The sequence below is a fragment of the Buchnera aphidicola (Meitanaphis flavogallis) genome, assembly GCA_039830035.1.
GTDB classification, from domain to species: Bacteria; Pseudomonadota; Gammaproteobacteria; order Enterobacterales; family Enterobacteriaceae; genus Buchnera_B; species Buchnera_B aphidicola_AZ.
In genome coordinates, this window is the sequence record CP140038.1 from 538,720 (window position 1) to 552,168 (window position 13,449).

Here is a 13,449-nt window from a genome sequence, read left to right on the forward strand (position 1 = left end):
TCAATTTACCAACGATAATGCGCAAAAGCTTTATTTGCTTCTGCCATGCGATGAACCTCTTCACGTTTTTTTACAGCAGCTCCTTTATTTTCTACTGCATCTAATAATTCACTCGCCAATCTCAAAGACATAGATTTATCAGTACGCTTTCTAGCAGCATTAACTATCCATCTCATAGCTAAAGTATGTCTCCGAATTAAACGTACTTCTACTGGAACTTGATAAGTTGAACCTCCTACACGACGCGATTTAACTTCAACAGTAGGTCGAACGTTATCTAAAGCTAAATCAAATGATTCTAACTCTTTTTTCTTAGTTTGTTTAGATAAAATTTGTAACGCGTCATATACTATTTCTTCAGCAATAGATTTTTTTCCATTTACCATGATTATATTAATAAGTTTTGCAATAATTTCAGAAGAAAATTTCGGATCTGACAAAATTTTACGATGTCCAATAACACGACGTCTTGACATAATATTCTCCAATTAATATTAATTGAAAATATATTTTACTACACTTTTCAAATATTATTAAAAATTTAAATAATAAATTTTCTAAAACATTCTACGATTTTTGTTTTTTTACTCCATACTTAGAACGACTCTTTTTTCTATCTTTTACACCAGAACAATCTAATGCTCCTCTTACTACATGATAACGAACTCCAGGTAAATCTTTTACTCGACCACCTCTAATTAAAATAACTGAATGTTCTTGTAAATTATGACCTTCACCTCCAATATACGACGTTACTTCAAAACCATTAGTTAAACGAACTCTGCAAACTTTTCGTAACGCAGAATTAGGTTTTTTAGGAGTAGTAGTATATACTCTAATACATACTCCTCTTTTTTGAGGGCATTTACTCAAAGCTGGAACATTACTTTTTGTTATTTTATGTAAACGGGGTTTATTTACTAATTGGTTAACTGTAGCCATAGCAATCCTGATTGTCTTATATTAAAACACTTATATAAATACATTCTATGTAATGTAACATAAACAAGTTTTTATTTCAGTAAGAAGAATTTAAAAAACTTAATTTTACCAAGACATTTGTTTTTTATGCTTAACTGTTAAAAGTACAAATTGCAGATAATCTACGATATTGACTTTACTGGAAATTTTTTCTTGAATACCACGAGCATAAACATCTTGTTTGATAACATATAATTTTATTGGAATAGACAACAATTCTTTAAGAAAAATATTTTTATCTATTGCAATTATCACACTATCTTGTAATGCAATTACATCATCATTAGACCTCAATAAATCTATCAATAATATCATATTAATTTCAAAAGGAGAACGCATTAAGATATGTAACATATTTATTCCTCAAAAATTAATAATTAAATCGCACTTTTCCAATTTTTTACGTATACAAGTTCTACTTATAATATAAATATCTAAAAAAAAATCGTATTCATGAAATAATCCTCTTTCAATCAAAGATTCTTTACAATAATATAATTGATTAATTCCAAAGAAAGGTAAAATTCCAAATGAAGAAACATAATTATGTAATAAAATATGTTCAGGACTTTGATTTTTCATTAATTGAAATACACCATCTCCTATAAAAAAAATAGAAACATTAGGATTAATCATAGAAATAGATAAAACAGAATCTAATCCTTCCTTACTTAAACTAGTACCATAAGGTACGTGAGAAAACACAAAAGCTATATTTTTCATAAAATTGATCACTAAAACTGTATTACTCGATCACTCTTCTCTATATATCTTGCAAGCTCACTTAATCCAGTAAAAAAAAATGATGATTGTACATCATCAATATTTTTAAAAAATTGATTTTGTGCGCTTTTTTTTAAAACACCTCTTCTAGATGCAGCACTGATACATACATTTAACTTTACAGAATATTTATGGTGTAAATTTACCCATTTTTCAACCAAATTACATTCCTCAGAAGACAAAGAAATATATTTATTAGCATTTGATGTTCCATCACAATGAAAAAAAATACTTAATAATTTGTTTTTACTACTGGTAACAGCGCAAGCAAATAAAAAAGCAGTACTAGAATTTTGAGTTCCATAAGGGGGACCCATAACTAAAAGTGTATAGTTCATTGCTATTTTTTATGTTATGTACTTTAAAAGTACGATATTTATCGTAATTAAAAAAATTACAGTTTAATTACAAATTAGACTTAATATTAATTAATTTTATATCAAATATTAAGGTAGAATTACCCGGTATGCCAGGAACTCCATCTTCTCCATACGCTAATGATGGAGGAATAACTAATTTTATTTTTCCACCTTTTTTTATATATTGTAATCCCTCTTTCCATCCCAAAATTACATTGTTTAGAGCAAATGATAAAGGTTTACCTCGCTTATAAGAATTATCGAATTCACGTCCATCAATTAATGATCCGATATAATGTACAGTAACAATATCATTTTCACGTGGATGTAATCCTATTCCTTTTTCTTTTACGAAAAAAACCAAACCTGTCTTAGAACATTTCATGTTACTATGCATTAAAAGTTTTTTAATATATTCTTTTCCTTTAATAGCATTAATTTTTTTCTCTTTAATTTTTGCATTTTCTTCTAAACGTAATAGTTTTTTCTCTAATTGATTAAGTATTTGAGACACTGAACTAGCAGATAATTTAGATTTTAAAAAAACTGAATCGCTAATTCCCGATAATAGAACTTCTTTATTCAAACGCACTCCTAATTTATTTTGATCTACAAAAAAATGATTTATATAATTTCCTAATGATACGCCTAATGCATAAGACGATTGATCATTATCATTTTTAAAATGCTTATCAAGAAATGTTATATTTGACTGAGACGAAATTAAAGAAGGATATATCATTTTTGAAAAAACTATAGAGGAAAAGAAAAAAATTATTATTACTAACATTCCTCTGAATAAAAATAAAAACATTGTCTCTCCAAACAAAAAATGAAATATTATTTTGAAAATCATCAACTATCATTCAACGTATTCAGTAATATCAAAATAATATAAAAAATTTATAATTATGTAATATATATTTTTAAAAAAGATAATAATAAATACTACAAATTAATATCATGTATTAAACTTTTAAAAACATACCATAAAATAATATTTTAATAAAACGTAATTATTGAAAAAATTTTTTAAAAAATTTAAAATTAAATAAATTTAATATATATAATCACAACTAACAAAATCATAAAAAACATATAAAAAATCTAAATTTCAATAAAAAAATTTACAATGCCATAAATTACTAATATAAGATATTCCAAAAAGTTCTATATATAACTAAACATCAACTAATCCTAAAAAACTAAACATTTTTAATAAATTTAACTATACTGGATACAAATTAAAAAAATTTATATTTAACTATCATTATTACCTTAATAGTTTTTTATCAATACACACATCTTTTAAAATATTATTTAATAAAAAAATTGCTAAGTGTCAAAAAAATCAATATTGAAAATTATAAAATAATATGTACATACTATTATATTTAAAACATATCTAACATATTGTAAAACTTTTTCTCTATCATTAAATAATGATAATTCAAAAATAAACTTTACATTAAAAAATATCTAAAATATCACTTAAAATCATCGAATAGTTATAATAATCGTCATTTGTTTTCTTACTTCATGAAAATTTATATATATGGCTTAATATAAATATAATAATGTTTTATGTTATACAAAAAATTTATGAATGAATTTTATATCATATGGGAAGTTAAAGTAATGGAAAAAAAAAATGTTTTTGGATTAACTTGCATTAGTTTTTGCTCTTATGCTTTAACAGGAGCGCTAATCATTGTCACTGGTATAATTTTGGGAAATGTGTCTGAATATTTCAAAGTATCTATAACTAGTATGAGCAATACTTTCACTTTTCTTAATGCCGGAGTTTTAATTGCTATCTTTTTAAATTCATGGCTCATGAGTACTATTACATTAAAAAAACAATTAATCATTGGATTCATACTCATGATAATAGCTATATGGATACTAATATTTCATCATACGCTCACATTATTTTCTCTCAGTATATTCATATTTGGAATAGTTAGTGGAGTAACGATGTCTATCGGAACTTTTTTAATTACTCACTTGTACGCGGGAAATAATAGAGCATCTATATTATTACTAACTGACTCATGCTTTAGTATGTCAGGTATTATTTTTCCAATTATTTCAACATTGTTAATTTCTAATCATATTACATGGTATTGGATTTATCCTGTAATAGGAATATTATATATAATTATATTTATATTAACAATAAATTTAAAATTTCCCATTCTAAATCCAGAAATTAAAAAATATCCAAAAATAGAAAAATGGAATATTTCTATTTGTTACCTGTCAATATCAGCATTGCTATACATATTAGGACAATTAAGTTTTATCTCGTGGATTCCAGAATACGTTATAAAATCTATTCACTTAAACATTACCCAAGCTGGAACATTAGTTAGCAACTTTTGGATGTCATACATGATAGGAATGTGGACTTTTAGTTTTATATTAAAATATTTTGATTTAAAAAATATCATTATATATTTAACAGGAATTACTACACTATTAATATGCATATTTAACAATATTCAAAGTTATATATTATTAAAATGTGTTATTGTCTTAATAGGTTTCGTTTCTAGTGCTATTTATACTATTATAATTACACTAGCATCCCAACAAACAAAAACACCTTCTCCAAAAATTATTAATTTTATTTTAACTAGTGGAACAATAGGTACACTACTTACTTTTGTAGTTACTGGACCAGTGGTACAACACTATGGATTAATTTCGGCTTTAATTACATCTAATATACTATATGGATTAGTTTTCATAATATCTATACTATTCAACTTACAAAACAGAAATAAAATTAAATAAACCCTACTACTTGTTTAACTTTTTTTAACATTTTATCTGCTTCGATACAAGCTCTAGATGCACCATAATGCAACAATTGTTCTAAGTAATCTTCACATTTCCTATAATAAAAATAAGAAGATTGCACTTTACCTATTACATCAGATATAACTTCAATTATATCTGATTTAAAATCTTTATATGACTTTCTAGCGAATTCTACTTCTACATCAGAAATACTTTTATTTATTAAACTAGAAAAAATATTTAATAAATTAGATATTCCTTTTTTATTCACTATATCATAATGAATACTAGGAGGAATATCAGAATCAGTAACAGCTAACCTTATTTTTCTAGAAATACTACTAATACTTTCTAACAAAAAAATAACATTATTTTTATTAGAATCAGATTTAGACATTTTCTTGTTTGCATCTAATAGAGATAAAATATGAGAACCATTTTTCATTATATATTTTTTAGGAATTGTAAATATATCACCATAATATGAATTAAATCGACGAGCAATATTACAAACTAATTCCAAATGTTGTATTTGATCGTAACCAATAGGAACAACATTAGTTTTATACAATAAAATGTCAGATGCCATTAAAATAGGATAATTTAATAGTCCAGAATTAATGGTTTTAATATTTTTCAAAAATTTACTTTTAAACTGAGTCATTCTTGATAATTCACCATAATAAGTATGACATGTCAAAATCCAATGTAATTGAGCATGTTGATGAACCTGAGATTGAAGAAACACAACACTTTTATATGGATCAATACCACAAGCTAAATATAGAGCTATGGTATCTAATACATTTCTTCGTAATTCAATAGAAGAACGACATGTGGTAATAGCATGCAAATCAGCAATACAATACAAACATGTATAGCTTTTTTGCATTTGAACCCACGGACGCATAACACCAATATAATTACCTATAGTTAATTGTCCTGAAGGTTGTATAGCACTAAATAAAATTTTTTTAACATTGTTCACTATCTCTTTCCATATAAAATATTAAATACTTGCAACAAATTAAACTTGGATATCACAATCGTTTCTTAAATCAATTTGATAACGAAGGTCTTTAATAATCTGTTTATAATTTTTTGAACTAAATATAACTGAACCAATCACAAAAACATTCACTCCATAAGATGCAACTTTTTTAAGGTTACTTAAATTAATTCCTCCATCAATTTCCAATAAAATATTTCGATGACTATTATCTATTAATTTACGAACTTCCAATAACTTCTTAAATATAATCGGTATAAATTGTTGTCCTGAAAAACCAGGATTAACAGACATCACAACAATCATATCTAATTTATCCATAACATATTCTAAAACATCTAATGTAGTCGAGGGATTAATAGCTAATCCTACCTTACAACCACAATTCCTAATTAAATTTAAAGATCGATCTAAATGATTAGTTGATTCTGGATGAATAGTAATAAAATCAGCCCCTGCCTGGGAAAATTGAATTATTAATTCATCTACTGGATCAGCCATAATATGCACATCAATAATTGATGTAATTCCATAATTTCGAATAGACTTTAATACCATAGGTCCAAAAGTTAAATTAGGAACATAATGATTATCCATAACATCAAAATGAATAATATCTCCTCCTGCTTCTAATACACTTGTAATTTCTTCTCCTAACCTAGCGAAATTAGCAGATAAAATTGAAGGAGCTAACCATATAGTCTTCATTATTTTTCCTAAAATTTATAATACTTAACACCACTATTTATTTTATATATAATATGCATATACAAAAAATAATTCATAGAAATATAAAAATATTAATTTTATATAATCAGTGTATACAAATTTTTATAACCATACGAAAACTTTTTATTATTATTTTTCCAACAAAATTAATGAATTTAAATGGTTATATTGAACATAATACATACTATTATTTGACGAATGACATTACTCATACATAAAATCAAATGCAATTTCAGAATTAACCTTAACATTACTTATTTACTTACAATTACTAATCGCTGAAATTAATATATTTTTTTTTACATTAGAATAAATCATAGCTTTTCCGATAGATGTAGGTAATACCAATCTCACAACTCCTGAAGCAACTTTTTTATCTCTTAAAAAATTCTCATAATAAGAATTAAATGCCATATTTTTAGGTCCTTTTATTGGCAAACCTACTTTATTTAATAAATCAACAATTCTATTTTTTTCACATACATCTAATATTCCTAACAATACAGAAGTCTCAGCTGCCATTATCATTCCTACAGACACAGCTTCTCCATGCAACCACTTCCCGTATCCTAAATGAGTTTCGATCGCATGACCATACGTATGACCCAAATTCAATAAAATTCGGGAATTGTTTTCTCTTTCGTCTTGCTCTATTATTACTTTTTTAATTTCGCAACATCGTTTTACGCAGTAAGAAATTGCTATTTCATCTAATTTTAATACTAAGTCAATATTTTCTTCCAACCAATTAAAAAAAATATCGTCAAAAAGAACAGCATATTTTATAACTTCTGCTATTCCAGATACTAATTGATTTTTAGGTAATGTAGACAAATAATCTAGATTAATAATTACTGAAGATGGCTGCCAAAACGAACCAATCATATTTTTTCCAAGAACATGATTAATAGATGTTTTTCCACCAATAGAAGCATCCACTTGAGATAATAATGTAGTAGGAACTTGTATAAACCGAACTCCACGTTGATACACTGAAGCTACAAAACCTGTTATATCACCAATTACTCCACCTCCTAATGCTATTAAAGTAGTATCTCGCCCATGTAAATGTTTTAATAATTCTGATATAATATATTCCATTGAACCTATGTTCTTAGTAACTTCACCATCAGGTAAAATAACACAATTTATTTTAACTCCTAACTTTTTCAAATGGTATACAAAATTATTTTTCCAAATATTAGATACTATATTATTAGTAACTAACATAACCTGATCGCCTGATGTTAATGGAAAAAAAATATTTTCTATTTTAAAAACAGATGATCCAATATTAATATAATATGCTCGATTTCCTAAAGTAACTTTTAATTTTTCCAAAATGAATACATCCTAACAATATTTTAAATAATAACATATATAAATTAACTTTTATTTAACAAATTAATAATATAGAATACTATTGCTTTAACACTTTTACCATCCATATGAACAGTAATATCTGCTATTTCTTTATATAATGGATTTCTTTCAATGGCTAACGATTCTAAAATATTTTTTATAGGAACATTTTGAACTTGTAATAAAGGTCTTTTTTTATCTTTTTGCGTTCTAACTAATTGTTTTTCTACAGTAGTTTCTAAATATACAACGATGCCACGAGATGATAGTTTATTTCTATTCTCTTTTAACTTAACAGACCCTCCTCCTGTAGCTAATACAATCCCATATTTGCTAGTCAATTCATTAATTATCTTTTGTTCACGTTCTCTAAATCTTGATTCACCTTCTACATCAAAAACCCAACTGATATCAGCACCAGTACGTTTCTCAATCTCTTGATCAGAATCGTAAAATTCCATATTCAACTGTTGAGCTAATTGGCGACCCACAGTACTCTTTCCAGCACCCATAGGTCCGATTAAAAAGATATTGCGTTTTTCTGCCATATTTTAATATTGTTTTATGATTAGTATGTTAGTGATAATCATGCACAGCTTATTTAAGCTGACAAGAAATAAAGTTTTCAATTCATTTCTGAATAATACAAAGTTATGAAGATTCGTTAAAATCAAAATAAAATTCGATAAAAATTGTTGATTTTAAAAACTATATTAAAATTAATATCCAAAATAGATATAACTTTTTCTCAACGTCTATTTTTTACTATTTATTTTTAATAAATATTCCAAACAAGTTATTTATTATTGTGAAAATAATAAAAAAATTCAAAAACCTACCTACAAAATAATATATCATATTAAAATATAAAAAAATTATAATAAATTTCTATAAATATTTTAAAATATTAATATTTATAACTAAACCATACATTTTACCAAAATATAATTTTAATTTAATAATTTTGAAATAAAAAAAACATCAAAAATAATCATTACTATCACATAAAAAACTATTAAAGATAAAATATAGTTATATTTTTATAAACACTATTAATTTTTTTAATACATATATGTATATCATGTAAAATGATGCTCTACATAGAAATTAAATTGGTAAATTATTTATTCTTCTATTTCTTTATTTATTAATATGCTTATTACTAACATGAACAGAGAATATAAATAAATATTCTAACATGTTACTTTCATATTTTTTACAAGTAATGCGTAAAAAATCACTTTTATAAAAGTCATAAAATCTATAATAGACATTAATAATAGAAGTTATATAATATAAAATTCATTTAAAATACTTTTTAATATTTGCTATATACCAAAAATAAATTTATAATTAAATTGACTTATAATATTAAAAATAAAAACCTTTAATACACGGTGAGATGTCCGAGAGGCTTAAGGAGCATGCTTGGAAAGCATGTATACGAAAAACGTATCAAGGGTTCGAATCCCTTTCTCACCATAATTATTTTATTTACGTCAACTAATAAACAAACTACATTAAAAAAACCATATATCACTTTTAAGAAACCTTGTTCAAATAACATTAATTAATTTTAACTCAATAAGCTAGAATTTAAAGCAATTTTAATCATTTTGTCTAAACTAGATTCTCTGTCTTGCGAACTAATTCGACTATTTTTTATAATATGATCAGAAACTGTACAAATAGATGCAGATTTAATTCCTAATTCTGCAGAAATACTGTATAATCCAGCCGTTTCCATTTCTATACCAATAATATTAAATTGTTTAACAGATTGTAATACATCATTATTATTATGATAAAACAAATCTGTCGTAAAAAAATTTCCTACATTTACTTGTATTCCTAAATCTTTAGAAGCGAATACTAAATTACAAACTAAATCAAAATCTGCAACAGCTGAAAAGTCATTATTTCTAAATCGCAATCTATTTATTTTAGAATCAGTAGAAGCTCCCAAACAAATAATAATATCATTAAGATTTATATCTTCACAAACAGTACCACAAGTACCAATACGAATAATTTTTTTTACATTATATTCTGTAATCAATTCGTATGCATAAATTAAACATGAAGGCATTCCAATGCCATGACTCATTATAGAAATTCGCTTTCCTTTATAATCTCCAGTAAATCCTAACATAGAACGAACATTAGTTACTTCTGTAGCATGATTTAAATAATTTTTTGCAATATACCTAGCTCTAATAGGATCACCAGGCATAAGCACAAAATCAGAAAAATCATCCTTTTTAGCATTAATATGAGAGGTTGTCATTATACATTACCTATTTTTTAAATTAAAATTATAAAAAACAATAGAAATCATTATCATTTATAAAACATTTCTCTTCCAAACTTCATTGGAGATAAATCAAAATATTTTGCTAATGTTTGGGCTATATCTGAAAATGTTTTGCGATGACCTAAATATCTTGATTTAATATTTGGCCAATAAATTAATATAGGTACATTTTCTCTTGTATGATCAGTTCCTATCCACGTAGGATCACATCCATGATCAGCAGTAATAATCAAAACATCATCCTTTTTTATTAAACTTAATAATTTAGGTAAACGACTATCCAACCACTCTAATCCTTTAGCGTAACCAGAAACATCACGCCTATGTCCCCATGAAGAATCAAAATCTACAAAATTAACAAAAACAATAGTATTATGGTCAGATTTGTTTATTTCATATAAAGTAGCATCAAATAACTCTAACAAACCTGTTGCATGTACTTGTTTCGTAATTCCTTCTCCTGCATAAATATCTGAAATTTTACCTATTGAAATTACTTTTCCAGACTTTTCATTAATTAACTTCTGCATAATAGTTATATCATGAGGTTTAACTGAAAAATCTCGTCGATTTCCTGTACGTTGAAAATAGCCACTTTTATTACCAATGAATGGCCTAGCAATTACTCGTCCAACGTTTATTTTTGCTTCATCTAATATTTTTCGAATAGCATTACAGAGTTCATACAATTTATCTAAACCAAAAGCTGTTTCATGACAAGCAACTTGAAATACTGAATCAACAGAAGTGTAAAAAATAGGTTTTTTAGTATTTATATGTTTTTCACCAAAATCATCTAATATAGAAATTCCAGAAGAATGACAGTTACCCAAAAATCCAGATAAATTACATGTATTAACAATTTTATCTAATATATTTTTTGGAAAACTATTTTTCACATTACTAAAACAATCCCAATCATATAAAACCGGTACTCCAGCTATTTCCCAATGACCAGAAGATGTATCTTTTCCTGATGAAATTTCACTAGAATAAGCATAACTTCCTACAATTATTTTACTATCTTCTATCCCAAATAATTTTTTTCCTATAGATTTATTAGCAGCGCGTAATAATCCAAGAGATATTAAATTAGGTATATGTAAAGGTCCAACTCTACCAATATTAGCTTTACCCAAATAACAAAATTTTACTATATTTCCAAATGTATTAGCACCTACATCATTAAATTTATGCGCATCACTCGTTGAACCAATCCCAAAAGAATCTAAAACTACAATAAATGCGCGTTTCATATAATTTCCAAATTAATATTAATTCAAATTTTAAAAACTTTATATATGCTAATAAAATGTTTTAAAAACATATGATATATAAAATCACATTTGACGTACATACATTGTATATACATGCAAATATCACTTAATACAGTTAATACTATCTAGTAAGTTTAAAATCGACAAAATAACGAAATTTATATAAATTTTTCAAACAAACACATGTTTTAAAATCACTTACTTTTTTCACTTACCTTAAAAGTCTACCTAACTAAGAAACATCAATATTATTAAGATTACATAAAATACTATTCGTTAAAAAATAAATCATTTCTTATATTTAACTGTTTATCAATGTTAAAACACATAAAAATAATCCATATTATAGTAATTTATACATATTCTACAAGATTATTATCTTGCTATTTTATTTATAAAAAATACACATTTATTTTTATTTATAACATCTATTGTACAAAACCGCCATACATAACGTAATCTTATAAAAATTATCAAAACAACCATTACGCATACAATTAAACATTTATACTTTTTTAAAGAAAACTAAATTATATAATTAACCATAACTATTAAAGTTTTACTATCATAAACATGTTTTCATAATTAATATAATGTTATAACAATTATAGAACGCATAAAATTTTATGTGATATAAAAACAACATTATTGATGCAGAAAATTATCATACAACTATCTTTTTTATATTTAATATATATATTAAAAATAATTAAATATTTAAGTTTCCACATATCTGAAATCATACTATTTTTTATTAATTAATCTTATGACTTATTATTCCTTTTTATTTTCCTGTCTATAAAGTTTTAAAATTTTGAATAATATTTAAAAATATAATTAGTATACTAAAATTTAAAAAATTTGGAAAATTATCATTAATTCTCAAATTTTATTACATAAATTACAATTTTATACATAATAAAACGTACTGTTGTAACTAATACAACTCTATTTTTGACAGTCTCCTCAACTATTTAAAAAAATGAATTATATCTCCAACAAATAGAAAAGAAAATTATCACTATTGCCTTAAATACATTATAAGAAATGTAAGTCTATCAATAAATCAATAAATCTAAATAAAAGTTAATAATTTTAAAACAAAAAACATATAAATAATTAAAAAAAATAAAATCATCTACTTGTAAAAACTACTAAAAATCCTTAAAAAACTGTCATATCAATAATATGAATGTCCACCTTTATGATGTTTAGTAGCATCATAAACTCCTTTTAATTCAGGAAATGCAATTAATAACTGACGTTCTATTCCCTTTTTTAAAGTATACTGCACCATAGAACATCCATTACAACCACCTAAAAAATTAATAGTAACATATCCTGATTGAGTAATATTGATTAAACTTACTTTTCCTCCATGAGAAAGTAACTGAGGATTAATTTTTAAATTTAAAAACGATTCTACTTTATGTTTTAAAACAATGTCTTTATTTAAAAGACATTTTTTAGCATAAGGGGCTATTAAAGTTAATTGAGAATTACAATTTTCTATTGTAATATCAATTTCTGCTTCTTTTAAATAAGGTAAACTTAATTTATCAATATATAATTTAAAATGGTCATATTTAAACTTTATATCTTGTTTAGTAACATCCTCAAGATAACAAAAAGATACTCCACATTTTGCAATAGGAGTTCCAGGATTATTTACAAAAACTCTAATATTAGTATCATTTTTTTGTTTAGACAGCAGATTTAAAAAGTGATCTTGAGCTAATTTAGAAATATTAATCATAAAATGGACTCAATCATGTAATTTAAAAAAATAGTTTTCAATAATGGATCGATTACATCGGGATAACGTATACA

Annotated in this window: 14 protein-coding genes and 1 tRNA gene; 2 read left to right on the plus strand and 13 right to left on the minus strand. The window is 24.7% G+C overall.

What is annotated here, in order from left to right:
• Positions 1 to 5 precede the first annotated feature (5 nt).
• The 6 genes from rpsG to fkpA form a co-directional block, all read right to left on the minus strand.
• Positions 6 to 476: a 30S ribosomal protein S7 gene (rpsG, locus tag U0T59_02420; GenBank protein XBC43267.1), complete on the minus strand. Its 471-nt coding sequence runs from the start codon at positions 474 to 476 to the stop codon at positions 6 to 8.
• Positions 477 to 567: 91 nt separating this feature from the next.
• Positions 568 to 942 carry a 30S ribosomal protein S12 gene (rpsL, locus tag U0T59_02425; GenBank protein XBC43268.1) on the minus strand — a complete coding sequence of 125 codons (375 nt, stop codon included), beginning with the start codon at positions 940 to 942 and terminating at the stop codon, positions 568 to 570.
• A 105-nt stretch (positions 943 to 1,047) separates the two neighbouring features.
• A complete protein-coding gene (tusB, locus tag U0T59_02430) occupies positions 1,048 to 1,335 on the minus strand; it encodes a sulfurtransferase complex subunit TusB (protein XBC43269.1) in 288 nt (95 codons plus the stop codon).
• A 9-nt stretch (positions 1,336 to 1,344) separates the two neighbouring features.
• Positions 1,345 to 1,704 carry a sulfurtransferase complex subunit TusC gene (gene tusC / locus U0T59_02435; protein XBC43270.1) on the minus strand — a complete coding sequence of 120 codons (360 nt, stop codon included), beginning with the start codon at positions 1,702 to 1,704 and terminating at the stop codon, positions 1,345 to 1,347.
• An 11-nt stretch (positions 1,705 to 1,715) separates the two neighbouring features.
• On the minus strand, positions 1,716 to 2,102 hold the full coding sequence (gene tusD / locus U0T59_02440) for a sulfurtransferase complex subunit TusD (protein XBC43271.1): 387 nt from the start codon (positions 2,100 to 2,102) through the stop codon (positions 1,716 to 1,718).
• A gap of 67 nt (positions 2,103 to 2,169) precedes the next feature.
• Positions 2,170 to 2,937, minus strand: coding sequence for an FKBP-type peptidyl-prolyl cis-trans isomerase (gene fkpA, locus U0T59_02445; protein XBC43272.1), 768 nt, complete (start codon positions 2,935 to 2,937; stop codon positions 2,170 to 2,172).
• Positions 2,938 to 3,761: 824 nt separating this feature from the next.
• Between fkpA and tsgA the strand changes: the two genes are divergently transcribed.
• Positions 3,762 to 4,922 carry an MFS transporter TsgA gene (gene tsgA, locus U0T59_02450; GenBank protein ID XBC43273.1) on the plus strand — a complete coding sequence of 387 codons (1,161 nt, stop codon included), beginning with the start codon at positions 3,762 to 3,764 and terminating at the stop codon, positions 4,920 to 4,922.
• On the opposite strand, the gene trpS is transcribed toward tsgA, so the two are convergent.
• The 4 genes from trpS to aroK form a co-directional block, all read right to left on the minus strand.
• Positions 4,915 to 5,916, minus strand: a complete 1,002-nt coding sequence (gene trpS / locus U0T59_02455) for a tryptophan--tRNA ligase (protein XBC43274.1) — start codon at positions 5,914 to 5,916, stop codon at positions 4,915 to 4,917. The two genes, tsgA and trpS, sit on opposite strands and share 8 nt — an antisense overlap.
• A 39-nt stretch (positions 5,917 to 5,955) precedes the next feature.
• A complete protein-coding gene (rpe, locus tag U0T59_02460) occupies positions 5,956 to 6,645 on the minus strand; it encodes a ribulose-phosphate 3-epimerase (GenBank protein ID XBC43275.1) in 690 nt (229 codons plus the stop codon).
• A gap of 279 nt (positions 6,646 to 6,924) precedes the next feature.
• Entirely contained in the window at positions 6,925 to 8,007 is a 1,083-nt protein-coding gene (aroB, locus tag U0T59_02465) for a 3-dehydroquinate synthase (GenBank protein ID XBC43276.1), read from the minus strand.
• A 44-nt stretch (positions 8,008 to 8,051) separates the two neighbouring features.
• Positions 8,052 to 8,576: a shikimate kinase AroK gene (aroK, locus tag U0T59_02470; GenBank protein XBC43277.1), complete on the minus strand. Its 525-nt coding sequence runs from the start codon at positions 8,574 to 8,576 to the stop codon at positions 8,052 to 8,054.
• An 848-nt stretch (positions 8,577 to 9,424) separates the two neighbouring features.
• Here aroK and U0T59_02475 point away from each other — a divergent pair.
• Positions 9,425 to 9,510, plus strand: a tRNA-Ser gene (locus U0T59_02475).
• Positions 9,511 to 9,604: 94 nt separating this feature from the next.
• On the opposite strand, the gene deoD is transcribed toward U0T59_02475, so the two are convergent.
• The 3 genes from deoD to U0T59_02490 all read right to left on the minus strand — a co-directional run bounded on the left by deoD (position 9,605) and on the right by U0T59_02490 (position 13,375).
• Positions 9,605 to 10,315, minus strand: coding sequence for a purine-nucleoside phosphorylase (deoD, locus tag U0T59_02480; GenBank protein ID XBC43278.1), 711 nt, complete (start codon positions 10,313 to 10,315; stop codon positions 9,605 to 9,607).
• Between the two features lie 53 nt (positions 10,316 to 10,368).
• Positions 10,369 to 11,598, minus strand: a complete 1,230-nt coding sequence (locus U0T59_02485) for a phosphopentomutase (GenBank protein XBC43279.1) — start codon at positions 11,596 to 11,598, stop codon at positions 10,369 to 10,371.
• Positions 11,599 to 12,799: 1,201 nt separating this feature from the next.
• Entirely contained in the window at positions 12,800 to 13,375 is a 576-nt protein-coding gene (locus tag U0T59_02490; protein ID XBC43280.1) for an NfuA family Fe-S biogenesis protein, read from the minus strand.
• Positions 13,376 to 13,449: the final 74 nt, after the last annotated feature.